We start from the raw sequence: 24,482 nt of genomic DNA on the forward strand, positions 1-24,482 counted from the left end.
CTTGTGTCACGCTCCCGTGAGTCGGGCAAGGGCGTCATCCATGACATGGGCGGGCAGTTCGATCAGCCTTGGCGCTTCGGTGAACAGAAGGGCCGCCTTCACCTCGCGCCCGGGGTAAAGCGGCTGCAGCAGGGCGCGATAGAGTGCGAGCTGCAGCAGATAGGCCGGGGGAACTTCGGCCAAAGAGACGGGCGCCGGGCGGTTGGTCTTGTAGTCGACGATCGAAACCGTGTTCGCCGTCACCGCCAGCCGGTCGATCTTGCCGGAAATCGAGCGCGTTTTGCCCCTGACTTGCAGGCTGCCCATGATCGCCACTTCGGCGCGCGAGGAGAGCGCGAACAATTGGCCGAGGCGTGGGTCGACGAGGATGGCGATGACCGACGCCAGGGCCTTTTCCCGCTCTGACGGCGGCCAAGCGGCACCCGTTCGCGCGAGATAACGCTCGGCCGCGCCTTGGCGTTCACCCTCGGCAATGCCGGGCAGCACCTGCAGCAGCTTGTGCAAGGCGAGACCGCGCAGCACGGCAAAGCCGGGCTCGGCATCGGCGTCCAGCACCGGTGAAGCCTTGTCGACGACCGCTTCCTTGCCTTCGTCGATCAGCGCCGAGGCGCCGGACGGCGACAGCGGCCGCGGCAGGTCCTCGAAGGGCGGCAAGGGCCGGAACAGGGTCGCCGGCAACGGACCGAAAGCATCGGCCTGCCGCGCCTGTTCATCGGCGCTCACCGCGACAGGCGGCAGCCTGGTGACGTGGAAACGGTGCACCGGCTCGCCGCCGGCGGGATGCGGACGCTGTTCAATTTCCGGCGCGCCGGTCAGCGCGCGGCTGACGATCGAATGCCAGGTGCCGGTGTTCGGCGCCCGCTTGCCATGATAGCCGCAGACGATCAGCCGGTCCTCGGCGCGGGTCATGCCGACATAGAGCAGCCGACGGTATTCGTCGTCGGCAAGTTCGCGGGCACGGGTGGCTGCCGCCTTCGAGAAGCCGTTGGCGACATCGCTGGCCGAACGCCAGAGATAGCCCTTGCCGTCAAAATTGCGGCCCGAGCCGCCGAACGACATCAGGCGCGGCAGATGCTGGTCGCTGAACGGGGCGGAACCGCCATCGACCAGGAACACCACCGGCGCCTCCAGGCCCTTGGCGGCGTGCACGGTCATGACGCGAACCTCGTCGCGCGTCTGGTCCATCTCGCGCTTGATCTCGGGCCCGGCATTTTCCAGCGTCGACAGGAAGGCTTCCAGCCCGGGCAGGCCGGTCCGTTCCTCGGCAAGACAGAAGCTCAGGAATTCGTCGAGAATATCCCCGGCTTCCGGCCCAAGCCTCGCAATCATCCTTTTACGCACGTCATCACGCGCCAGCAGGCCGGCATAGAGTTCGAACACCGGCTTGAAGGCGGCCTCGTCAGCCCAGGCGTCGAGTTGCGCGACAATCTTCGCCAGGCGCTCGCTTTCACCGGCGTGCTGGCGCAGCGACGCGGCCAGCGACAGGCCGGGCGGCCTTTGCGCGGCGAGCGTGAACAGTGCCTCCTCCGGCAGGTCGAAGATCGGGCTGCGCAGCACGGCCGCGAGCGACAGATCGTCCTGCGGCTGGAGCAAGAGATGGCCGAGCGCGATCAGGTCCTTGACCGCGATGTGGCCGGGCAGGCTCAGCCGGTCGGCGCCGGCAACCGGAATATCGCGGCGTTTCAAGGCGCGGGTCAGCGCATGGACAAAACTGTCGCGCTTGCGCACCAGCACCAGCACGTCGCCCGGGCGCAGCCGCTTGCCGCGGCCTTCGATGATCTCGCCCTTGCCGATCCAGCCGGCAATGGTCGCCGCGACATTCTCGGCGACGCGCACCGCCGGCGCATGGGCGTGGTCGATGGCTTGCGCCCAGTCGTCGGGCTCGTCGACGACGTCGGCGCCGATCGATGGCCAGACCTCGACATAGCCCGGCGCATCGGTGCGGATGGCCTTGTGGCTCAGCGGATCGGGATCATGGCTGATGCCGCGCCGCACGACGGGATCGGCAAAGACGCGGTCGACGGCGGCCAGAACGTCGTCGGTCGAACGGAACGACCAGGTCAGCTTGAGGTCGGCGAAGGACGCCTCGGCATCGCGCACCCGGCCGGCGAACAGCAGCCGGCTGTCGGCGAAGGAATCCGGCGCGGCTCCCTGGAAGGAATAGATCGACTGCTTTTCGTCGCCGACGGCAAACACCGTGCGGTGGACCCGGTCGCGCGCGCCGAAGCCGGCGAAAAATTCCTCCGCCAGCCGCTTCACCACCTCCCATTGATCCGGACTGGTGTCCTGCGCCTCGTCGAGCAGGATGTGGTCGATGCCCTGGTCGAGCTTGTATTGCACCCACGGGCCGGCATCGGGCCGCGCCAGGAGGTTGACCGTGCGGGTGATCAAATCGTTGAAGTCGAGAAAGCCGCGGCTGCGCTTCAGCACGTCATAGCGCGCGATCAGCCAGTCGGCGATGGTCAGTGCCGCGCGTGTGCCTTCCAGCATGCGGAACAGCGCCAGCCGGTCGACGGTTTCGATGATGGCGCTTGCAGCCGAGACATAGCGCTCGGCGAGGTCCGGCAGCCGGTCGGTCAGCGCTTTCTTGAAGGCCTTCGCCGAGTCATAGGGATCGCCATCGGTCTTGAGGAAGGCCCTGGCGAGCAATTGCAGGCGGCGAATGGGATCGCTCTCGGCAAAAGCCTGGCGCGCATAGGGCAGGATGTTGTTCAGCACCGATCTGGCATCGGTTGATTCGGCGGCCTGGGCGAAGCCGGCAAAATAGTCCGGCAGGAAGCCCGGCAGCGGCCAGACCGATGCTGCAATTCCTTCGGCGGTCTGGCCAGGGCGGAAATGGAATTCATCGAACAAAGGCTGGAAGCCGTCACGCCCGACCGCGTCGAGGAATTGACGCAACCCGTCGCGCTTGCGCACGATCTCGCCGAGCAGGGCATCGAGACCGGCTTCGCCGCCCCGTTCCAGCACGGTGGCGAACGCATCGGCCAGATCCGGGTTGCCGGCAGCCGTGCCGGAGATCATCTCGCGGCGCGCGGCGGCGAACAGCGATGCCTCCATCTGGCCGTCAAGCATCTCGAAATGGGCCGGGATGTTGGCTTCGAGCGGGAACTGGTGGAGCACCGATTCGCAGAAGGCGTGGATAGTCTGGATCTTCAGCCCGCCCGGCGTTTCCAGCGCCTCGGCGAACAGGCGCCGCGCCCGGCGCATGGTGTCGCGGTCAGGGCGGCGCCCTTCCAGCGCCTCGATCTTCGCGGCCAGCTCGGCATCGCCGAGCACCGTCCACTCCGACAGCGTGGAAAAGACCCGGTTCGACATGTTGGCGGCGGCGGCGCGCGTATAGGTCAGGCACAGGATCTTCGACGGGTCGGTGCCGTTGAGCAGCAGCCGGATGACGCGCTGGGCCAGCACATGGGTCTTGCCGGAGCCGGCATTCGCCGACACCCAGGCGGAATTCTGCGGATCGGCGGCGCGGGCCTGGCTGTTGGCAGTGTCGCTCGGGATGGGATAGGCCTTCTTCATGCCTCCCCTCCCTCGTCGCCGGCATCGCCGCCGGCCGACCATTCGAGCACACGGGCGAGATGGTCGTAATCGCCATCTGTCTCGCCCTCGCGAAACGGCAGCGCGCGCGACAGATAGCCGGTCTGCGGGTCGGTATAATGGATCAGCAGCTTTTCCAGCCGCGCCCAGGCCTCTTCGGCAAGATCTGCGGCGGTCCGTGGCTGGCGGTTGTGCTCGAGGATGGACTCCTCGAACACCTCGCCATTCGGCTTCAGCCTGATGAAGGCCAGCTGCGACGGCTCGCGCGCGCCCAGATCCTTGAAGGCGCCACGCCGCAGCAGCGCGCCTTCCAGCGCCAGCTGCGGCGCCAGCAGCGTGTGCGCCTGCGCCTTGGAGGGCGAGGAACCCGTCTTGTAGTCCAGAATATCGGCCATGCCGCCGGCCAGCAAATCGACGCGGTCGGCGTAGCCGGACAGCGTCACGCCGGACTGGCCGACGAGGGTCTTGCCGGCACGCTCCTCGGCATGACGCCGGGTGACGGCATCGGCACGCGTGCGCTCCCATTCGACGATGTTGGCGGCGAGCTTTTCGAAGCGCGGCCACCACACCGCCTCGACGTCGGCCGGAAGGGCGGCTTCGACAAAGCAGGCGCGGCCAGCGGCGATGAGACCGGCCAGCGCGTCGGGCGCGCGCGGATCGGCCACCTCAGACGAGAACAGATGCAGGATGGCGTGGAACAGCGTGCCGCGCTCGGCCGCGCCGGGATCGCGGATAAGCGCATCGAGTGGCATCAGACCGAGGATCCGCCTTGCATAGACGGCGTAGGGATCGCGGCGCAAACTCTCGATCTCGGTGACCGAGAAATGCGTCGGGCGCACCGCCAATGGCGGCTTTGGCTGCGGCCGCGGCGCGAAATCCTGCTTCGCCCCGGTATCGAGCTCGCGTGCCCAGGCAAGCAGCTCGTCGCCGCGCCGGCGCAGGGTTGCCGCCTGATCATTGCCGATGAAGGTGAGCAGCCGCTGCAGCCAGCGCGACGGCACGGCCGGCGCGTCGCCTGAGCGCGCCGAGCGGGCCAGCACGACGTGTCGCGCGCCCATGGCCATCTGGAAATCATGCGCGGCAAGGCCGATGCGCCGCTCCGGCGGTTCGAGATCGATGCCGGTCTTCATCAGCCGCGACATGAAGCGGTCGCTCTCCGGCTTGCGCGGCCAGACCCCTTCGTTGAGCCCGCCGATGACCAGCATGTCGACATCCTGCAGGCGCGCTTCGAGCGCACCCCATATGGCGATGTTCCTGTCGGTGCCTTGCGCCGGCTTGACCGTCTCGGGCGCGATCAGCGCGTCCATCACGTCGGGCCATTCGCTCGCCGCGAATGACAGCGATGCCGAAGCAGCGACCAGCCCGCGCAGCAATTCAGCGAGCTTTTCACCGGCGTCGCCGGCATAGAGCTCGGCCAGGCCGCCATCGGCGGAACGGCCGAGATTTTCCAAAGCCACGACGCTGGCTTGGACCAGCGCGGCGAGATCGGCATTCGCATGGCCGCGAAACGCCGAAAGCGGCGCCAGCGCTTCCGTCAGCCGTGCGAGCAAACTCCGCGCATCTTCGATAGAGCGCACGGTGAGACGGGAAAACCAGAAGGGCGGCCGGCTGTCATCGCCGAGGCCGATGAGACGGTTTTCGAACAATTCCGGCAGCGAAACGATATCAGGGCGGCCGGTACCGCCGCGCAGTGCCACCAACTCGACCAGTTCCGCTGCATGGCGCACGGCAGCCCGCTCCAGGCCGAGGCCGAGCAGCGGGTGCTTGAGCAGCGACAAAAGGCCGACCGGATCGCCCGGCCGGAACACCGCTTCCAGCGCCAATCGGAGCAGGCTGGCCGCCGGGCTGTTGGCGAGCGGCGTGCCGCCGGAATCGTCGGCAACCACGCCGAAGCGCTTGAGCTCCACCGCAACGCGCCGCGCCAGCGCGCGGTCGCCGGTGACGAGCGCGGCCCTTTGGCCGGGCTGTTCGACGGCCTGCTTCAGCGCAACGGCGATGGCGACGGCTTCATCACGTTCGCTGGCTGCTTCCAGCAGCGTCACCTCGCCAAACGCACCGGCAATGTCGGATGCCGAAAACCCGCTGCGCGTCTCGGCCCACAATTCGGTGGTCTCGGCCGGCCGCAGCGCCTCGCCGACAAGCGCGGCGCGAAGCGCAAGCTGCGGCTCGGCCGCGCCGACCTCCTCGACATCCGAGCGCAGGACGCCGATCTTGCCGATCAGCCTGGCCAGGCCATATTGCGGGTGGCCAAGCACGGCCGGGCGCGCGCCGGGGGCGACAAGCGCCTGGAAGGACGCTTCGTCCAGCGTCCGGTCGAGACCGGGCAGCACGATGGCGCCGCCGGGCAGGCGGGAGATCACGGCAAGCAGTTCGGCCGTGGCGGGTATCGAGCCGGTCGAGCCGGCGGCGATGACCGGGCCGGCCGGCGGATTGCGCCGCAGCCGCGCCGCCTCGGCGCGGATCAGCGCGCTGCGATGCGCGGCCGGATTGGAGCGGTCGCTCTCGCTCAGGAATTTCGGCCAGGCATCGGTAACGATGCCGAGGAATTCGAGCGTCACCTGCCACCAGCCGGCAAGATTGCCGGTCACCAAATCGGCGAGCTTGGTCCAGTCGGTGCCTTCGGTCTCGATCTCGTCCATCAGCCCAGCCAGATCGCGCGCCAGCCAGATCGCGTCGGCGGTGGAAGCGGGGATGACGATTTCCTCGGCGAAAAGCTTGGCCACGTGCTCCGGCAGCCGGCGTTTCCACGCCCGCACCAGTGACGTCAGCAGCAACAGGCGTTCGGTCGCCGAGATCGGCGGCGCGAGATCGATCGCCGCCGATGGTTCGGCGTCGAACAGGGCTTCGTCCTCGTCGAATTCGCCGAGCGGGCGGATGACCGGCAGGATCGCCGAGCCGCCGCCGCCGCGTCCCTTCAAACTGTCGACGAAGACACCGCGCAGGGCGCGCGCGGCACGACGCGTCGGCACATAGATGGTGACATCGGCCAGAGCGAGCGGATCGCCGTCGAAACGAAATCCCGGGACCAGCCGGCCGGCAAGCAGCGCCTCGGCCAGCGTCGGCAGGAACGGCGCTCCGGGGGGGATAGAGAAAACGCGGCTCGAGCCGCTCATTGCATCTCGGCTAGCGCGCCGGCGACGGCTTCTTCCGCCAGCGGAATGGCATCGGGCGTGCCGACGGTGATCCAGTGGCCGTGCATCGGCATGCCGAACAGGCGGCCGGCGGCGATGGCCTTGTCGAAATAGGCATTGAGCGAATGCGGTTCGGCCGATGCATCCTTGAACAGGCGAGGGTGAATGATCGCCGCTCCGGCATAGATCAGCCCCGCAGGGTCGCCTTTTGAACGCCGCAAGGCGCCGTCCGGCGCCACCAGGAAGTCGGTGCTGCCACAATGTCCTGTCGCTTGATGGAGATCAGCCAGCATCAGCAGAATATCCATTTTCGCGGCGTCCCACGCAAGGGCGAGCCGGCCGAGATTGAGCGGGCCGTGGTCGATCCAGAACGTGTCGGCGTTGAGGATGTAGAAGGGTTGCTCGCCCAGTTCCGGCAGCGCCTTGACGATGCCGCCGGCCGAATCGAGCAGCCGGTCGCTCTCATCGGAAATGACGATCCGCGGGGCGCTGCGCGCCGCGACATGGGCGACGATCTGTTCGGGAAGATAGTGGACGTTGACGACGGCCTTGGCGACGCCGGCGGCGGCGAGGCTGTCGAGCCCCCAGTCGAGCAAGGTCTTGCCGGCGATCCTGACCAGCGGCTTCGGGATCGTGTCGGTGATCGGCCGCATGCGCTTGCCGAGCCCGGCGGCAAGGACGATGGCAGTGTCCGGTCTTGCTGTCACAGCGTTCGTTCCTCAAGCAGCCCGTGCGCTTCGTAGAAATCCCGCAGGCTGGCAAGCGCCGGGTGGGACAGCGCCCGGCGCAGATAGTCGCGGATGCGCGGCAGGTGCTTCAAATAATAAGGTTTGCCGTCGCGTTTTTCGAGACGCACGAAAATGCCGAGGATCTTGGAGTTGCGCTGCGCCGCCATGATTGCATAGGCTTCCAGGAAGCTTGCTTCGTCGAAGGCGCCTGCCGCATGGCGCGCCGCGACATAGGCATCGAGCGTTTTCTTCTCGATCTCCGGCGAGATGGTGACGCGGGCGTCCATGGCCAGCGAGGCGACGTCATAGGCTGAAGGCCCGATTAGCGCATCCTGGAAGTCGACGATGCCCAGCCGGTCATGGCCGGCGTGGTCGTCGCGCCAGATGATGTTGGGCGAATGGAAGTCGCGCAGCATCAGCGTGTATTCGCTGCCCTGCAGCCGGTCGAAAAGCGCGTTCCATTCCGTGGCGTAGCCCAAGCGCAGATCGTCGCTGGCCGGGCCGCCCGATATCGCCGGCACGTACCAGTCGACCAAAAGATCGGCTTCGATCATCATCGCATCGCGGTCGAAAGGCGGCACCTCGTGGAAGCTGCCGGGTCCGGCTTGCAGCCGCCGCGGCCAGCTCTTGCCATGCATCATGGCCAGCAGCTCGGCCGCCGCCGCATAGCGCTCGGCCACCGGCTCGCCGTTCTTGCCGAGAAACCCTTCGGAACCGAGATGTTCGAGCAGCAAAAAACCCTGGTCCTGGTCCTCGGCATGGATTTGCGGGACGCTGACGCCGCCGGCCTTCAAGGCGCGGTCGATGGCGACGAAGGCGGAGACCGACTGCGCGGTGTGGGCGATCACGGCATAGGGTTTGCCGTCACGCACGGGCGGGCCTAGCACCAGACGCGGTGAGTTCATCAGCACGCGCGGCTCCCGGCCGGCAAGCGTGACGATCTCGTAGGAGCGGGCCGAGGCGTCGCCGATGAAATGGCGCCGCCGCGCTTCGCCCCAGCCGGCATTTTCGAGAAAACCGCGCATGGCCAGCGATCGCGCCGCGCGGTCGAAGGCAGCGCCTTGCCCCGACAGCCGCGCCAGCCGGCCCTCGCCATGCTGGACGAGTTCGATCGAGAGCGTTGTCTTCGGCAGATAGCCTTCCGCCCGGTCGGGCCATTCGACGAGGGCAGCGCCTTGCGTCAGCGCTTCGTCGAAGCCGAGTTCGTCGAGCTCGCTTGCCGAGGACAGGCGATAAAGGTCGAAATGATGGACCGGAATGCGCGTGTCGTAGCTCTGCACCAGGGTGAAGGTCGGGCTCGGCACATCGAGGCCGGCATCGTCAGCCAGCGCGCGGATCAGCGCCCGCGCCAATGTCGATTTGCCGGCGCCGAGATCGCCCTTGAGCGCCAGCACGTCGCCGGCGCGCAGGGACAACGCCAGATCTTCGCCCAGTCGCGCTGTCTGTGTCTCATCCGCGAGCAAATGCTCCAGTACAGGTCCCGTCATAGAGCGCGCTACTCGGCCGCGGCGCGGATGCCCGGCATGTCGGGGAAGGTGCAGATGACGGTCGTGCCCTTGTCCTTGCCGGTTTCGATGCGAACATTGCCGCCATGCAGTTCGACAAAGCTCTTGACGATCGACAGGCCGAGGCCGGCGCCCCGCCGGCGGCCGCCATTGGCGCGCGGTTCGAAGCGGCGGAACACCGAATCCAGCACGTCCGGCGGCATGCCGGGGCCGTCGTCGTGAACGGAAAATTCCACCCCGTCCGCCAGATGGCGGCAGGCGAGCCGGATGGTGCTGGCTTCCGGCGCGTAGTTGGCGGCGTTGCTGAGCAGATTGTAGAGGATCTGACGGATGCGGATCTCGTCGCCGTGGAACGTCTTCGGCGCGGCACGGGCATCGACTTCGAGCCGGATCGAATGCTCCTGCAGCCGGTCGGCAACCAGTTCCGCGGCCGCCGCGATGGTGCGGTCGACATGCACCTCGGAAATGTCGAGCTGCATGATGCCGGCGTCGACGGTCGCGAGGTCGAGTATGTCGTTGACGATGGTCAGCAGCACCGAGGAGGACGAACTGACATGCTCGACATATTCGCGCTGCTTTTGATTCAGCGGTCCGGTCGTGGGCAGTGAAAGCAGTTCGGTGAAGCCGATGATGTTGGTCAGCGGCGAACGCAGTTCGTAGGACACGTGCTGGACGAAGTCGTTCTTGAGCTGGTCCGACTTCTCCAGCGCCTCGTTCTTGTCCTTCAGCGCACGTTCGACATGGACGCTGTCGGTGACATCGACGAAGGTCATCATCACTTGCCCGTTGGGCAGCGGGATCACGGCATAGCGCAGCACGGTGCCGTTGTTGAGCTCGCTCTGGCCGTGCCGGTCGCGGCGCTCGTCGTCGAAACCGGTGATGGCGGCGACGAAACCGGGCCAGGGGCTGTCGACCGCCTGGCGGTCGCAAAGGTCGCGTATCGTGGAGACGTGCACATTGGGCTTGGCGGCTTCGCCGCTCAATCCCCAGAGTGTGGCAAAGGCCGGGTTCGACAGGCGCAGCCGACCATCAGGCCCGAACACCGCCACGCCTTCGGCGAGATTGTCGAGCGTTTCGCCCTGGACGCGCACCGCGGTGCGGTAGCGGCTTTCCAGGTCCATCTTCTCGGTCAGGTTCTCGAACACCCAGGTGACGCCGCCCTTGGGCTGCGGATTGGCGACGACGCGGATGGTCTTGCCGTCAGGCAGATGCCACCAATGTTCCTGCGATTCCACCGCGCGGTAGGCGCCGAGCAGGCCTTCCTTCCAGCGGCGCCATTCGGGCTGCTCGGCGATCTTGCCTTCGCTGCGCAGCCGGTCGAGCAGAAGCGCATTGTCGGGCGCGCTGTGCAGGAAGCCGCTGTCCAGCCCCCACAGTTTCTGGAAGGCCTGGTTGAAGAAGCGCAGCTTCTCGTCGGTGTCGAAGATGGCGACAGCGGTGTTGAGCTGGTCGAGCGTGTCGGCATGGCTGCGCACCGTGCGCTCATATTCACCTCGAATGGCCTCGATGGCGCTGGTGTCGGCGGCAAGACCGGCCGAACCGTCCGGGCTGGCGAAGTCGGTCACCGCGAAGACGCGGCGGTCGCCTTCGATCACCGTGGATAGCGACTGCTCGAAGACCGGATGCGTCTTGTGCTGGGCGTCTATCGCCTCGCGTGCCTGGCCCCCGAGGAATTCCCTGGCGTCGCGGACGGCGGCTTCCGCGCTTTCGGCTTCGACCGCGTCGGCATAGGCCCGGTTGACCCATTTCAGGCGTCCATGCTCGTCGCGCAGCCATGCCGGCATCTTCAGCGCTTCGAGCAGACCGATCATCGTGTCATGGTCGGCGGCCAGCCGCTGGTTGTCGATCTTCAGCCGGGCCTGGCTGCGCTGGGTCTCGGAAAGCGACACAAACCGCACCAGTATGTGCGCGGCGCTCTTGCGGCCATGCACTTCGAGCGGCGCGCCGGCCTGCGATTCGATGACGAGGTCGAAGGGCCTGGCCTTTTCGCGCAAGCCCGCAATGGCGTGCTCGAGCGCCGCCGCCGAGCGCGGCATCAACCAGCGGCCGAAGGCGAGGAAAGCCGACCGTTCCTCTGGCGCGCCGCTCTCGACCGGCAATGTGCCGATGAGTTCGGGCTTCTTGTTTTCCGAGGCCCAGACCACCACGCGCTGGTCGCGCAGATTGAGAAGCGCTTCCGAACGGCGCAGTGCCGCATTGATATCGGCGACGCGGCTTCTCAGTTCGACATTCTCCGCCGAGGTGCGGGCCCGTTCGCGGATGAGAACGATGGCCGACAGGAATGCCGCGCCCGTCACGCCGACGAACACGGCAAGCTGCATGACTTCGACCGTGTTGATCGACAGGCCGGCGGTGGCGACGGCAGCGTTCTCGGCATGCGCCACGGCGCTGGCCAGGGGGCCGGCCAGCACGGAACTGGTCAGGAACAGCCCGGCGCGGGCACGCCATGAAAGGCGCACGCCCTGAATGGTCGAGCCTGTGATCCCCGAATCGTCATGGCCGCCGGAAACGGCCGATCCCGCTCCGTGCGGGTTTTGCCCCGGCATGTCTTGGTCCTCTCCGCCGCCTGAATGCAAGACCGCCCTGATACGCGCCTCTCTGATCCCCTCTCGGGCCGGAAGCGTCGCGAATCACCTGACAATAAACCCTCGCCGAATCGCCGTGAAGGCTGATCGCGCGCAAAAATAAGGCCGGGCGAAAAGTCAATCACCCGGCCTCAATATCTGGTAGTAAATTTAGCTTTGGTTAATAGCGGTAGTGTTCCGGCTTGAACGGACCCTGCGGCGTGACGCCGATATAGGCGGCCTGCTCACCCGACAGTTCGGTCAGGCGTGCGCCGAGCTTGTCGAGGTGCAGGCGTGCGACCTTCTCGTCGAGATGCTTGGGCAGGACATAGACCTGGTTCTGGTACTGTTCGCCCTTGGTGAACAGCTCGATCTGGGCCAGCACCTGGTTGGTGAAGGACGCCGACATGACGAAGCTCGGATGGCCGGTGGCGTTGCCGAGATTGAGCAGGCGGCCTTCCGACAGGAGGATCATCCGCTTGCCGTCAGGGAAGGTGATCATGTCGACCTGCGGCTTGACGTTGGTCCATTTCAGATTGCGCAGCGAGGCGACCTGGATCTCGTTGTCGAAGTGGCCGATATTGCCGACGATCACCATGTCCTTCATCGACCGCATATGGTCGAGGGTGACGACGTCCTTGTTGCCGGTGGTGGTGATGACGATGTCGGCGGTCGGGGCCGCGTCTTCCAGCGTCACCACTTCAAAGCCGTCCATCGCCGCCTGCAGCGCACAGATCGGGTCGACCTCGGTGACCTTGACGCGGGCGCCGGCGCCCTTGAGCGAAGCCGATGAGCCCTTGCCGACGTCGCCATAGCCGCAGACGACCGCGACCTTGCCGGCCATCATCGTGTCGGTGCCGCGACGGATGCCGTCGACCAGCGATTCCTTGCAGCCATACTTGTTGTCGAATTTCGACTTGGTGACGGAATCGTTGACGTTGATGGCGGGGAAGGGCAGCAGGCCCTTCTTCTGCAGCTGGTAGAGCCGGTTGACGCCGGTGGTCGTCTCTTCGGTGACGCCGCGGATCGCAGCCTTCTGCTTGGTGAAGAAGCCCGGCGAAGCCTTCAGCCGCTTCTTGACCTGAGCGTAGAAATATTCCTCTTCCTCGCTCTGCGGGTTGGACAGCACGTCCTCGCCGGCTTCGGCGCGGGCGCCGATCAGGATGTACATGGTGGCGTCGCCGCCATCGTCGAGGATCATGTTGGAGAGGCCGCCGTCCGCCCACTGGAAGATCCGGTCGGTATAGTCCCAATATTGTTCGAGGCTCTCGCCCTTGACGGCGAAGACCGGAATGCCGGCCTCGGCGATGGCCGCGGCGGCGTGGTCCTGGGTCGAGAAGATGTTGCAGGAGGCCCAGCGGATATCGGCGCCGAGCGCCTTCAGCGTCTCGATCAGCACCGCGGTCTGGATTGTCATATGGAGCGAGCCGGTGATGCGCGCGCCCTTCAGCGGCTTCTTGGCGCCGAATTCCTCGCGGCAGGCCATTAGGCCCGGCATTTCGGTTTCGGCGATATCGAGTTCCTTGCGGCCCCAGCCGGCAAGCGAGATGTCGGCGACCACATAATCCTTGCTACCCGTCATGGCAGTACTCCGATGCGAATTGTTATGCTGCGAATTGGTTGCGGATGCGCCCGCGCCGGTCGGCGCGTCGAAGGGCGCGAATTGCCGGCCTGACTAGCAGATCAGGCTCAAGACGACAATGGGATATAAAGAAATCTTTATCCCTGCATGTCTCGCGAGCATGCCTGGGACGGGATCAGCATTCCTCGCCGAAGCGGGAGGCGACAAGCTGCTCGAGCGCGTCCATGACCTCGAGCGCCTCCGGCCCGCTGGCGGTGACGCGGATCGAGTAGCCTGGGCTGGCGGCAAGCATCATCAGGCCCATGATCGACGTGCCGCCGACCTTGACGCCATCCTTCTCGACATGGACTGCGGCGTCGAAGCCGCTGGCGAGCTGGACGAATTTCGCCGAGGCGCGTGCATGCAGGCCGCGCTGGTTGACGATCGGAAACTCCCGGACGATGTGGTCTTTTTCCGGGGATAGCGCGTTCATTTGCTGCTCAGAAGCTGGCTGGCGACATTGATGTATTTGCGCCCGGCGGCCTGCGCCTCATCGAGCGCGGCGGCCATATTGTCGCCCTTGCGGATCGAGGACAGCTTGATCAGCATCGGCAGGTTCATGCCGGCGATCACCTCGGTGCGGCCGGACTCCATCACCGAAATGGCGAGGTTCGACGGCGTGCCGCCGAACATGTCGGTCAGCACGATTACGCCCGCCCCGGTATCGACACGGGCGACGGCGTCGACGATGTCGCGGCGACGCTGTTCCATATCGTCGTCGGCACCGATCGCCACGGTTTCGAAATTGTCTTGTGGCCCGACGACATGTTCGACGGCATGTCGGAACTCGGTGGCCAGTTGACCGTGCGTTACAAGCACGAGTCCGATCATTCTTTGGTGGCTCCCGTCATCGCCGCTTCACAGGCGCATTTTATGCTCGCCAGCCATTCCAGGCGGCGGGAGCGCTATCTTGTCGACGCGCGGCCCGTTGACAAGCCCAAAATTGCGCCGGCCCATGCCAATTTGACGCATTGCAGCAAAAAATCTCGGGCGGATCATAGAAAAGGCGTGATGGACAGCCGCGCCATCACGGCGGGCAGGGCCGTGGCGGCGTTACGCTCAGCAAGGTCGATACGCGGCACCGGGCAGCCTGCGACCGGCTCGCTGATTTCCTCCTGGAAACGGGCCATCTCTGCCTTTGGCACCAGCCTCACATGCAGGTCGATCACCCCGGCCGGCTCGAACGGCAGCCGGCGCGGCATGAATCCAGGCACTTCGGCGAGACCGGCGATAGGCGCCGGCACGCGACAGACCAGCCGCCCGGCGCGGGCCGCGGCAAGCAGCCTGTCGTCGCCGATCAGCCGCGAGAACAGCCCGCGCGCGCGGCAATGGTCCAGGAGTGTCAGCGCCAGCGTCGTTTTGCCGGCGCCGGACGGCCCGGTGATAAGGACGCCGCGCTCGCCGATCAGGATCGCGGTTCCGTGAATGTTTTCTGGCTGCGCAACTGGATCAGGCACGATTATATCTTTGGCTGAAGCATGATCTCTGGACGAACGGCACCGTTCGTCCGAGAAACCGGCCTCCGCTTCGTGGGATCATGCTTCGGCCGGCAGCGTCACGACGAAGCGCGCGCCCTTGATCTCGCCGGGCTTGGTGCCGGGGATGTTCTCGGCGGTCAGCGTGCCGCCATGGGCCTCGACGATCTGCCTGGAAATCGACAGGCCAAGGCCCGAATTCTGGCCGAACGCCTCGCCGGCCGGCCGGTCGGTATAGAAGCGTTCGAAGATGCGGTCGATGTTGTCGGCGCGGATGCCGGGGCCATTGTCGTCGACGGTCAGGATGTTGAACTTGCCGGCGCGCGCCAGTGAAAGGCTGATGTGGCCATGGTCCTCGGGAACGAAGGAGCGTGCATTCTCGATCAGATTGGTGACCACCTGGCCGATGCGCAGATCGTGGCCGGCGACGAAATAGCCTTTGACGCCCTGTGGCAGCTTGGCGACCTTGAGCTCGATCTCGACAGCCTTCTTGTTGCGCGTGGTCTCGCGCGACACGGCGACGAGGTCGGTGATGAATTTCTTCAGGTCGACGGTTCCCGCATCCTCGCGCGCCAGCTCGGCGTCGAGACGGGAGGCGTCCGAAATATCGGTGATCAGCCGGTCCAGCCGGCGCACGTCATGCTGGATGATGTCCATCAGCCGGCTGCGCGAATTGTCGTTCTTGGCCAGCGGCAGGGTCTCCACCGCGCTGCGCAGCGAGGTCAGCGGGTTCTTCAATTCATGCGACACGTCGGCGGCGAAGCTTTCGATCGCCTCGATGCGCGCATAGAGCGCGTTGGTCATGTCGCGCACCGCGACCGACAGGTTGCCGATCTCGTCCTGCCGGTCGGAAAAATCGGGGATTTCCTCGCGGCTCTTGACGCCGCGCCGGACCCTGACCGCCGCCGCCGACAGCCGGCGCAGCGGATTGGCGATGGTCGAGGCCAAAAGCATCGACAGGATGGCGGTGACCAGTGCCGCGATGCCGAAGACGCGCAGGATCGCCTTGCGCTCGGCGGCGACGATCTTGTCGATGTCGCCGCCTTCGGTCGACAGCATCAAGACGCCGAGAACGGCACGGAAGCGCTGGATCGGCACCGCCACCGAAACGATCTGCTCGCCCTGCTCCGAGACGCGCACGATGGTCGACGGGCTGCCGGTCAGCGCCTTGACCACTTCCGGGAAGGCCGCGCCATTGCCGCCCGGCTGCTCGTGATAGACCGGCAGGTCCGTGTTGCGGAAGAAGTCGAAGATGAACTTCTGGACGCGCTCGACAAGGTCGGGCTGCTCCTCCTCGACCGGCGGCAGATCGTAGCGCAGGATCTGGCCGCGCGAATAGAGATGGCGCGAATCGAGCAGCAGATTGGCGTCGCGGTCATAGATGCGAGCCCGCGTGCGGGTCGGCGAGATCAGCCGCCGCAGCACCGGCGCGACACGTTCGGGATTGATCGGGAAATCGAGATTGTCGAGCTGGTCAGAGCCCGGTCCCAGGCTTTCGCCGGCCTGCAGCTCAAGCAGCTTTTCCGGGTCGATGCTGATTGAATCGGTCTCGACCGTCGCCGACGCCGCGATCGCGCCGGCGATGATTTCGCCCTGCGTCATCAGGCTTTCGACGCGGGCATCGATCAGCCCGTCGCGGAAAGTGTTGAGATAGAGGATGCCGGTGACCAGGACAGCCAGGCCGGCAAGGTTGAGGAACAGGATGCGCCGCGTCAGGCTGGAAAAGATATGGTGGCCGAGGAAGCGGCGCATTGGCACCGTGATCTTCGAGACGAAGGACGGCATGATGCGCGACGGCCGCCTGGCGGCGCCCGTCGGTCTTGTTCGCTGTGCTTCCACTGCCATCGAATAGCAGGCCCTGTTTAGTGAGTAGGCAGTAGGCAGTAGGGAATAGAGAAATGGCTGAGATTCCCTACTGCCTAACCCCTACTGCCTATTCCCTATTCACGCTTCTCGGAACCGATATCCCACGCCGTAAAGGGTTTCGATCATCTCGAAGTCGTCGTCGACAGCCTTGAACTTCTTGCGCAGCCGCTTGATGTGGCTGTCGATCGTGCGGTCATCGACATAGACCTGCTCATCATAGGCCGAATCCATCAGCGCATCACGGCTTTTTACGACACCGGGACGCTGCGCCAGCGAATGCAGGATCAGGAATTCGGTGACGGTGAGCGTCACCGGTTCGCCCTTCCAGGTGCAGGTGTGGCGCTCCTGGTCCATGACGAGCTGGCCGCGCTCGAGCGAGCGGGCCTGCTGGCTGGGCGCCTTTGCCGCAGCCTCGCGGGCGCTGGCGCGGCGCAGAACGGCGCGCACCCGCTCGACAAGCAGGCGCTGCGAGAACGGTTTGCGGATGAAATCGTCGGCGCCCATCTTGAGGCCGAACAATTCATCGATCTCGTCGTCCTTGGAGGTCAGGAAGATCACCGGCAGGTCGGACTTCTGGCGCATCCGGCGCAAGAGCTCCATGCCGTCCATGCGCGGCATCTTGATGTCGAGGATGGCAAGATTCGGCGGACGCGCCGCCAGGCCTTCCAGCGCGGACGCACCATCCGTGTAGGTCTCGACGCGATATCCCTCGGATTCGAGGGCGATCGACACCGACGTCAGAATGTTGCGGTCGTCATCGACAAGCGCGATTGTTGCCATTTCAAGCGGCTCCCTCATGAGCTGTCCCTTCTTTCGTAGAGAAGGGGCTTTTGCAGGACAAATTAGGTACAAAATGTGGCATAGGCCTTGTCCGCTGTCACGCGCGGGGTGCCGCAGGCCACAATCCTACCTCGACATGGATTGGACGAACGAACATCGCCAATCCTTTGGGCAACCGTGAAACTTTTCGCATATATAAACGATTTAAACAACTTTCAAAATTTTTAAATCGATTAATGATTTGATATCATTTGGCTTTTCTGGTTTTGACCATCTCGACCCACACAACGGGGGTGCCGGAAAATGCGCCGGCAAGATGCGGCAAATCGTAGAAGGGACACCAATGTCGGAAGTCGGCAAACGCAATCCTGCTTGCCCGATCGATCGTATCGGCCTGAAAACCACCGGTATGGTGCGCTATAATTTTGGCGCGGCCGCCCTTTACGAGGAGGCGATCCGGCGTGGCGAGGCCCGGTTGACCGCGCATGGCGCGCTGGTCGCCGAGACCGGCCAGCACACAGGCCGTTCGCCCAAGGACAAGTTCGTCGTCCGTGACGCCGCCACGGAGCCTGAAGTCTGGTGGGACAACAACAAGGCGATCTCGCCGGCCCAGTTCGAAACGCTGTTCGCCGATTTCCTTGCCCACGCCGCGAACAAGGATCTCTATGTTCAGGACCTCGTCGGCGGCGCCGACGCCGAGCTGAAACTGCCGACGCGCGTAATCACCGAGTTTGCCTGGCACTCGCTGTTCATCCGCAATCTGCTCATCCGTCCGGACAAGGCCGAACTCGGACAGTTCGTGCCTGAGATGACGATCATCGACCTGCCGTCCTTCCGCGCCGACCCCGCCCGCCACGGCAGCCGCACGGAAACGGTGATCGCTGTCGACCTCACCCGCCAGATCGTGCTGATCGGCGGCACCTCCTATGCCGGCGAGATGAAGAAGTCGGTATTCACCATGCTCAACTATATCCTGCCGCAGAAGGGCGTGATGCCGATGCACTGTTCGGCCAATGAGGGGCCGGCCGGCGATGCGGCCGTCTTCTTCGGGCTTTCCGGAACCGGCAAGACGACGCTGTCGGCCGATCCGTCGCGCACGCTGATCGGCGACGATGAGCATGGCTGGGGCCCGCACGGCATCTTCAATTTCGAAGGCGGCTGCTACGCCAAGACGATCAAGCTGTCGGCCGAAGCCGAGCCGGAGATATTCGCCACCACGCAGCGCTTTGGCACGGTGCTGGAAAATGTCGTGCTCGACGCCGACGGCGTGCCGGACTTCAACGACGGCCGCCTCACCGAAAACACACGCTGCGCCTACCCGCTCGACTTCATCCCCAATGCCTCGAAGACCGGGCGCGCCAGTCATCCCAAAAACATCATCATGCTGACCGCCGATGCCTTCGGCGTGATGCCGCCGATCGCGCGGCTGACCCCTGCGCAGGCGATGTATCATTTCCTCTCCGGCTATACGGCCAAGGTGGCCGGAACCGAAAAGGGCGTCACCGAACCCGAGGCGACGTTCTCGACCTGCTTCGGTGCCCCGTTCATGCCGCGCCATCCGTCGGAATACGGCAATCTGCTGCGCGAGCTCATCGCCAGCCACGGCGCCGATTGCTGGCTGGTCAACACCGGCTGGACCGGCGGCGCCTACGGCACCGGCAAGCGCATGCCGATCAAGGCGACGCGCGCTCTGCTGACCGCCGCGCTCGACGGATCGCTGAAGACAGGCGAATTCCGCACCGACGCCAATTTCGGCTTCGAGGTGCCGGTGGCGGTGCCTGGCGTCGACAGCGCCATTCTCGACCCGCGCTCGACCTGGGCCGACAAGCCTGCCTATGACCGCCAGGCGGCAAGACTGGTCGGCATGTTCGCCGTCAACTTCGAAAAATTCGAGCCGCATGTCGATGCCACCGTCATGGGCGCGGCGCCCCGGATGCAGGAAGCGGCGGAGTAGCCACCACGCCGCTCGGCACCATTGAAGGCCCGGTTTCGATCGGGCCTTTTCTTTTTCGCGCCGCCGCGCCATGACTGCGGCATGCCGATCGACGACAACATCATCATCGCGGACGAAGCCGTGATCCATCCCGGCGACCTGCACGAGGATTTCATCCGCTCGTCGGGCCCCGGTGGCCAGAACGTCAACAAGGTGGCGACCGCCGTGCAGCTGCGCTTCGACGCGGCCAACGCGGCAGGCCTGTCGGAACGCGTGCGTGCCCGCACGATCAAGCTTGCCGGCCAGCGCGCCACCAAGGACGGCGTCATCGTCATCGAGGCCGGGCGCTTCCGCACCCAGGAGCAGAACCGGGCGGACGCCCGGGCGAGGCTCACGGCGCTTGTCGCCAAGGCCGCCGAACCGCCGCCGCCGCCCCGCAAGAAGACTAGGCCCTCGAAAGGCGCGGTGGAGCGGCGGCTGAAGAGCAAGGCCGGACGCGGCACGATCAAGAAGCTGCGCGGCCGCGTCGGCGACGACTGATCCGTCAGCCGGAGCGTTTTCGGGTCGTTGTCAGCGCCTCCGTGTGGCATTCTTCAAGGTCAACGCAGCAACCGGATTGTCAACCGACCTCATGCTCGTTCTGCCCAAAGGCGTTCGCCACATGCCGGCCTATCTCTCCCGCGCCATCCAGGACGCGCTGGTCGAGGATGTGAGAAGCATCGTCCAGCAGGCGCCGCTGTTCGTGCCGGCCATGCCGCGCACCGGCAAGGAGATGAGCGTGCGCATGACCAATTGCGGCCCGCTCGGCTGGGTCACCGACAAGGAGCGCGGCTATCGCTACCAGCCGACGCATCCGCTGACCGGAGAGCCTTGGCCGCCGATCCCGGAGAGCCTGCTCGATCTCTGGCGGCAGGTGTCGGGTTATCCGAATCCGCCGGAGGCCTGTCTGATCAATTTCTACACGGCCGACGCGAAGATGGGTCTGCACCAGGACCGTGATGAGGCGGACTTCTCGGCGCCTGTCGTCTCCGTCTCGCTGGGTGACGATTGCCTGTTCAGGGTCGGCCAGACGACGCGCGACGGCGCCACGAAATCGTTCAGGCTGAAGAGCGGCGATGTCGTCGTGCTTGGTGGCGAGGGCCGTCTCGCCTTCCACGGCGTCGACCGCATCTATCCCTCGACCTCGGCGCTGCTCAAGAACGGCGGCAGGATCAATCTGACGCTGCGTCGGGTGACGAAGCCGCACGAAGAATGCCTTACAAGCCGATCCTGACGCGCGTCCCTACCGAGCCGCCAGGATCTTGGAAACAGCCGCAATTGCTTGGCAAGGCCGCGCCGTACAGGGGCCGCCCGACGCTGCTACGCCTCGATTTCGAGAGCCGAAAGCGGCTTCGAGCAGCAGGCTAGGATGAAGCCGTCATCGATCTCGTGGTCGAGGATGCCGCCATTGTGGCTCATCTCGACGGCGCCGGAGACTTTCTTCACCTTGCAGGTCCCGCATAGGCCGAATTCGCAGGCCGCGGGGATCCGCACCCCGGAGGCGCGCGCCGTCTGCAGCACGGTCTGGCCGGCGACGCATTCGGCATCGACAACCGAAAGCGCGAAGCGGATCGGTGTCGCTTCGACGGGGACGGTCACGCCGTCTTCACCGGGCGACACGAACGGCGCCGGAACTTCCTCCACCGCGGGTGCGGCAAAGCTCTCCTGGTGGTATTTCGTCATGTCGAAGCCGGCGGCTTCCAGCATGCCGCGCACGGCGCGCATGAAAGGGTCCGGCCCGCAGCAGAAGATCTCGCGTTCGCGGAAATCGGGCGCCAGCAGCGGCAACCGGATCGCGTCGATGCGGCCCATATGGCCGTACCAGCCCTCGCGGCTCGACCGCTCCTCGATCATGAATCCGAGCGACAGGCCCGGCATATGGCCGCCGAGCAGTTCGAGCTCCTTGCGGAAGATGATCTCTTCCGGGCGCCGCGCGCAGTTGACGAAGCCGACATCGGTCCATGGCGCGCAATCGTTCAACCAGCGCAGCATCGACATCATCGGCGTCACGCCGGAGCCGGCCGAGATGAACAGATATTTGGCCGCCGGATGGCTGTGCAGCGAAAAGTCGCCGCTCGGCCCATAGGCCTTGACGTGCGAACCGGGCACCAGGTGATCGAACATCCAGCGCGTGCCGATGCTGCCGGCCTGCGCCTTCACCGTCACCGCGATCGAGAACGGCCGAGACGGCGACGACGACAGCGTATAGGTGCGCATCAGCGGCCCGTCCGGCGTCGGCAGTTCCAGCGTCACGAACTGTCCCGGCTTGTAGCGGAACCAGGTCTGGTTGTCGGAGCGGAAGGTGAAGGTCTTGACGTCAGGCGCCTCGTCGCTGACGCCGATCACTTCCAGCACCTGCAGCCTGTCGTTCCAGGGCGCCATCTGGTCGAGATGGCGATAGAGGCCAAGATCCGTCATCGCATTCATCCCTCAACCTCTCAAGCAACGCTGCGCAACGCCGGCCGGCCATCTCCGGCAAGGCGCGGACCGATGAAGCGGGCATACCAGTCGACGAACTGGATCACGCCGCCCTCATGCAGTTCCGAATAGGGACCGGGTTCATAGGCCGGCGACAGAATGCCGAAGGCGTTTTCCTCGACGATGCGGCGATCCTGGTCGTTGGTCTCGGTCCAGACATGGGTGAGTTCGGCAAGATCGTAGTCGACGCCCTCGACCGCATCCTTGTGCACCAGCCATTTGGTCGTCACCGCGGTTTCCGTGGCGCTGATCGGCAGCACGCGGAAGGTGACGGCATGATCGATGAGGATATGGTTCCAGGTCGTCGGATAGTGATAGTGCATCAACGTGCCGATGCGGTCGGCCGAGACGCTGTCGGACAGGTTCTTCTTCACCGCCCGCTTGCCGGTCATCGTGTAGCTGACCGCGTCGCGCAGCAGCGGCGCGCGGGTGGCGCGGTATTGCCCCGCCGGGTCGATGCGGAACTTGCTCGGCAGGCCGGCCGCCTCGCATTTGGCCCAGTGTGCCAGCATCTCCGGATCGCTGTCGGCGCCTTGCACGCCGGTCACCGTCGGGGCTTCCGGGAAGGTCTTGCACAGTTCAGGGTGATTGCCGGCGCAATGGTAGCACTCGCGGTTGTTTTCCCAGACGAGCTTCCAGTTGCCCTTCTCGACGATGGTGCTCTCGAAGGCGATCTTTGCTTCGCTGAGCCGGTGCGGCTTGAGATAAGGTTCGATCATCGCCCGCATCGGGGCGAAGTCGGCGGGTTCCTTGGCCAGGCAGATGAAGATATAGCCGGCAACGCTTTCGCAGGCGACCGGCTTCAGGCCGAACTGGCTCTTGTCGAAACCGTCGGCCATCTGGCGGGCAAACAACAGCCTTCCATCCAGCTCATAGGTCCACTGGTGGTAGGGGCAGACCAGCTTGGCGGCCGTGCCCTTGTCGGTGTTGCAGACACGGCTGCCGCGATGGCGGCAGGAATTGTGGAATGCGTTGATCCTGCCCTGCTGATCGCGCACCAGCACGACCGGATAGTCGCCGATCTGCACGGTGATGAAGCTGCCGGGCTTGGGCAGTTCGCAATCATGGCCGACGAACAGCCAGTCGCGATACCAGATCAGCTCCATGTCGAGCTTGAAGAAGTCGGGATCGGTATAGAAGGGCTGCTCGAGCGAGAAGCCCTCTCTGCGGCCATTCAAGAGCCTCAGCATATCGTTGCGCGCATCCATGTCCTGTCCTCATACTTCAAGGACTGAACTGGTGGTGATTGAGGAAGGATTAGACGTAGCCCGGCGATAGCCGGGCAAGCGCCATCCGCCTCTTGACCGCCCACCGCGATCAGTCGAGTTCAAAAATCTCGGGCTGGTTTCCGGGCTCTGGAGTGTCCTTGCGGACGGTCGCGACACCTTCCCAGGCTTTTGCCCAGTGGTCTCCCGTTGCGACTTGAACTCCACCACCGTTGCGGGGGCAGCGCCGGACTTTGACCGGCTTCCCAATTCTCCGCCCCGTCGTCACGAAGCGGCACCTGAGATGACATGATCTAATCACGACGGCGTTTGCGACATCGGCATGAAAGCGACATCGCATCCATGTGGCGCGACACGCATGCGCGATGATCGGGTCAAGGACAGCTGTCACGAAAATCGTCTCCGCGACAGCTGTACCGGTTATCAAAATCGACCCGGAACGGGGGCAAAAAAGGCTAACGGTTTCGAAAAGTGACTATTAGCAGGTTCTAAAATCGAACCGAACGGTTCGTTTCTGTTGACGGTGCGTGCAGGAGGGTGTGAACGCTGGACCTCCGAAACAGTCTGTGACCTTGCGGCTGGCTTTGCATAACAAATTGATATCAATAAGAAAAATGTTTGGCATGGAAGCCCTTGGCACAATTTCAAGTGGTGGATTCTTGGTCCACACGGAACAACTTCGTGATTGGAAACGGCGATCTGGCTTTCCCACATCGGGGCGGTCCGAACGACGCGATTTCAATCCCAAGACACGCCGCTAGACGGACGGAAAAAATACTGGAGTACTAAAAATGAAAAAGATTGTTCTCACTGCCGCCGCCCTTCTGGCCATTTCCGGCAGCGCCTTCGCTACTGGCAGCGATCATTATGGTTCGAATGCTCCCGCAGCCACTGCTGCCGTCGACAGCTCGTACACCGCTTCGACCAAGAAGTCGGAACCGGCTGCTCAGACGCCTGCCCAGGGCGCTGATCGCAACCTTTTCGGCAACAACTAACAACGGATCCAGGCCAATGGCGGGCTTTTCGCCCGCCGCTCTGGCCGACTTTGACAAATTCAGGAGAACAACATGAAAAAGATCATCCTTGCTGGCGCCGCGGTCCTGGCCATTTCCGGCAGCGCCTTCGCTGGCAGCGACAATTTTGGCTCCAACGGTGCCAACCAGCCGGCCGCTACGGTCGACACTTCCTACACGGCTTCGGTCGACAAGTCGGCTCCGGCCACGCAGGTGCCTGCTCAGCAGGGCGCCGATCGCAACCTCTTCGGCAGGTGATGCCGCTTCTCGGGAATGGCGGTTCTGCCGGCCATTCCTGTGGAATCCAGAAATTCAGGAGACTAACATGAACAAGATCATCCTTGCCGCCGCCGGCGTTCTGGCCATCTCCGGCAGCGCTTTTGCGGGCAGCGACAATTTTGGCTCCAATGGCGCCAACCAGCCTGCCGTAACTTCGCCCGCCGTAACTTCGATCGACAACTCGCGTACGGGTTCGATCCGCGAGAACGGCTCGCCTGTCTACAAGCTGCTCAATTCGTCGGGCGACGTGCAGAAGTCCGCCCCTCAGGGCAGCGATCGGAACCTCTTCGGCCGTTAACAGCCGAAG

At 64.8% G+C, this 24,482-nt stretch carries 19 protein-coding genes and 1 riboswitch; of the genes, 6 read left to right on the top strand and 13 right to left on the bottom strand.

The genetic code is table 11. The features are described 5' to 3' along the window. Positions 1-6 precede the first annotated feature (6 nt). The 11 genes from addA to MAFF_RS20880 form a co-directional block, all read right to left on the bottom strand. Entirely contained in the window at positions 7-3,519 is a 3,513-nt protein-coding gene (addA, locus tag MAFF_RS20830; protein ID WP_010912932.1) for a double-strand break repair helicase AddA, read from the bottom strand. After that, on the bottom strand, positions 3,516-6,650 hold the full coding sequence (gene addB, locus MAFF_RS20835; protein ID WP_010912933.1) for a double-strand break repair protein AddB: 3,135 nt from the start codon (positions 6,648-6,650) through the stop codon (positions 3,516-3,518). Before addB ends, addA begins: the two co-directional genes overlap by 4 nt. After that, positions 6,647-7,375 (bottom strand): nucleotidyltransferase family protein, encoded by a 729-nt coding sequence (locus tag MAFF_RS20840; protein ID WP_010912934.1) that lies wholly within the window; start codon positions 7,373-7,375, stop codon positions 6,647-6,649. Before MAFF_RS20840 ends, addB begins: the two co-directional genes overlap by 4 nt. Continuing rightward, positions 7,372-8,883 (bottom strand): bifunctional tRNA (adenosine(37)-N6)-threonylcarbamoyltransferase complex ATPase subunit type 1 TsaE/phosphotransferase, encoded by a 1,512-nt coding sequence (locus MAFF_RS20845; RefSeq protein ID WP_010912935.1) that lies wholly within the window; start codon positions 8,881-8,883, stop codon positions 7,372-7,374. The genes MAFF_RS20840 and MAFF_RS20845 overlap by 4 nt, the downstream gene beginning before the upstream one ends. A gap of 8 nt (positions 8,884-8,891) precedes the next feature. Further along, complete coding sequence (locus tag MAFF_RS20850) at positions 8,892-11,447, bottom strand: sensor histidine kinase (RefSeq protein WP_010912936.1); 2,556 nt, start codon at positions 11,445-11,447, stop codon at positions 8,892-8,894. Positions 11,448-11,646: 199 nt separating this feature from the next. Beyond that, the gene (ahcY, locus tag MAFF_RS20855; RefSeq protein WP_010912937.1) at positions 11,647-13,047 is read right to left on the bottom strand and encodes an adenosylhomocysteinase; all 1,401 of its coding nucleotides are present in this window, start codon (positions 13,045-13,047) and stop codon (positions 11,647-11,649) included. Positions 13,048-13,222: 175 nt separating this feature from the next. Beyond that, positions 13,223-13,519 (bottom strand): HPr family phosphocarrier protein, encoded by a 297-nt coding sequence (locus MAFF_RS20860; protein WP_010912938.1) that lies wholly within the window; start codon positions 13,517-13,519, stop codon positions 13,223-13,225. Next, entirely contained in the window at positions 13,516-13,917 is a 402-nt protein-coding gene (locus MAFF_RS20865; RefSeq protein WP_010912939.1) for a PTS sugar transporter subunit IIA, read from the bottom strand. Before MAFF_RS20865 ends, MAFF_RS20860 begins: the two co-directional genes overlap by 4 nt. A 164-nt stretch (positions 13,918-14,081) precedes the next feature. After that, a complete protein-coding gene (locus MAFF_RS20870) occupies positions 14,082-14,543 on the bottom strand; it encodes an HPr kinase/phosphorylase (RefSeq protein ID WP_010912940.1) in 462 nt (153 codons plus the stop codon). Between the two features lie 78 nt (positions 14,544-14,621). Further along, positions 14,622-16,406 carry a sensor histidine kinase gene (locus tag MAFF_RS20875; RefSeq protein WP_010912941.1) on the bottom strand — a complete coding sequence of 595 codons (1,785 nt, stop codon included), beginning with the start codon at positions 16,404-16,406 and terminating at the stop codon, positions 14,622-14,624. A gap of 99 nt (positions 16,407-16,505) precedes the next feature. Then, complete coding sequence (locus tag MAFF_RS20880; RefSeq protein ID WP_010912942.1) at positions 16,506-17,207, bottom strand: response regulator transcription factor; 702 nt, start codon at positions 17,205-17,207, stop codon at positions 16,506-16,508. A 343-nt stretch (positions 17,208-17,550) separates the two neighbouring features. On the opposite strand from MAFF_RS20880, the gene MAFF_RS20885 reads away from it, so the two are divergent. The 3 genes from MAFF_RS20885 to MAFF_RS20895 all read left to right on the top strand — a co-directional run bounded on the left by MAFF_RS20885 (position 17,551) and on the right by MAFF_RS20895 (position 20,413). Beyond that, the gene (locus tag MAFF_RS20885) at positions 17,551-19,161 is read left to right on the top strand and encodes a phosphoenolpyruvate carboxykinase (RefSeq protein WP_010912943.1); all 1,611 of its coding nucleotides are present in this window, start codon (positions 17,551-17,553) and stop codon (positions 19,159-19,161) included. 81 nt (positions 19,162-19,242) lie between these two features. After that, positions 19,243-19,680 (top strand): alternative ribosome rescue aminoacyl-tRNA hydrolase ArfB, encoded by a 438-nt coding sequence (gene arfB / locus MAFF_RS20890; protein WP_010912944.1) that lies wholly within the window; start codon positions 19,243-19,245, stop codon positions 19,678-19,680. A 91-nt stretch (positions 19,681-19,771) separates the two neighbouring features. Continuing rightward, positions 19,772-20,413, top strand: coding sequence for an alpha-ketoglutarate-dependent dioxygenase AlkB family protein (locus tag MAFF_RS20895; RefSeq protein ID WP_010912945.1), 642 nt, complete (start codon positions 19,772-19,774; stop codon positions 20,411-20,413). A gap of 86 nt (positions 20,414-20,499) precedes the next feature. Here MAFF_RS20895 and MAFF_RS20900 read toward each other — a convergent pair whose 3' ends face one another. Together MAFF_RS20900 and MAFF_RS20905 are read right to left on the bottom strand one after the other, a co-directional pair. Beyond that, on the bottom strand, positions 20,500-21,597 hold the full coding sequence (locus MAFF_RS20900; RefSeq protein WP_010912947.1) for a hybrid-cluster NAD(P)-dependent oxidoreductase: 1,098 nt from the start codon (positions 21,595-21,597) through the stop codon (positions 20,500-20,502). 20 nt (positions 21,598-21,617) lie between these two features. Continuing rightward, the gene (locus tag MAFF_RS20905; protein WP_010912948.1) at positions 21,618-22,865 is read right to left on the bottom strand and encodes an aromatic ring-hydroxylating oxygenase subunit alpha; all 1,248 of its coding nucleotides are present in this window, start codon (positions 22,863-22,865) and stop codon (positions 21,618-21,620) included. A gap of 114 nt (positions 22,866-22,979) precedes the next feature. Continuing rightward, positions 22,980-23,180, bottom strand: a riboswitch (cobalamin riboswitch). Between the two features lie 494 nt (positions 23,181-23,674). On the opposite strand from MAFF_RS20905, the gene MAFF_RS20910 reads away from it, so the two are divergent. The 3 genes from MAFF_RS20910 (at position 23,675) to MAFF_RS20920 (ending at position 24,473) form a co-directional block, all read left to right on the top strand. Then, positions 23,675-23,878, top strand: coding sequence for a DUF680 domain-containing protein (locus MAFF_RS20910; RefSeq protein WP_010912950.1), 204 nt, complete (start codon positions 23,675-23,677; stop codon positions 23,876-23,878). Positions 23,879-23,950: 72 nt separating this feature from the next. Continuing rightward, positions 23,951-24,154, top strand: a complete 204-nt coding sequence (locus MAFF_RS20915) for a DUF680 domain-containing protein (RefSeq protein ID WP_010912951.1) — start codon at positions 23,951-23,953, stop codon at positions 24,152-24,154. A 67-nt stretch (positions 24,155-24,221) separates the two neighbouring features. Next, positions 24,222-24,473, top strand: coding sequence for a DUF680 domain-containing protein (locus tag MAFF_RS20920; RefSeq protein ID WP_010912952.1), 252 nt, complete (start codon positions 24,222-24,224; stop codon positions 24,471-24,473). Positions 24,474-24,482: the final 9 nt, after the last annotated feature.

The organism is Mesorhizobium japonicum MAFF 303099 (genome assembly GCF_000009625.1).
Taxonomy (GTDB): domain Bacteria; phylum Pseudomonadota; class Alphaproteobacteria; order Rhizobiales; family Rhizobiaceae; genus Mesorhizobium; species Mesorhizobium japonicum.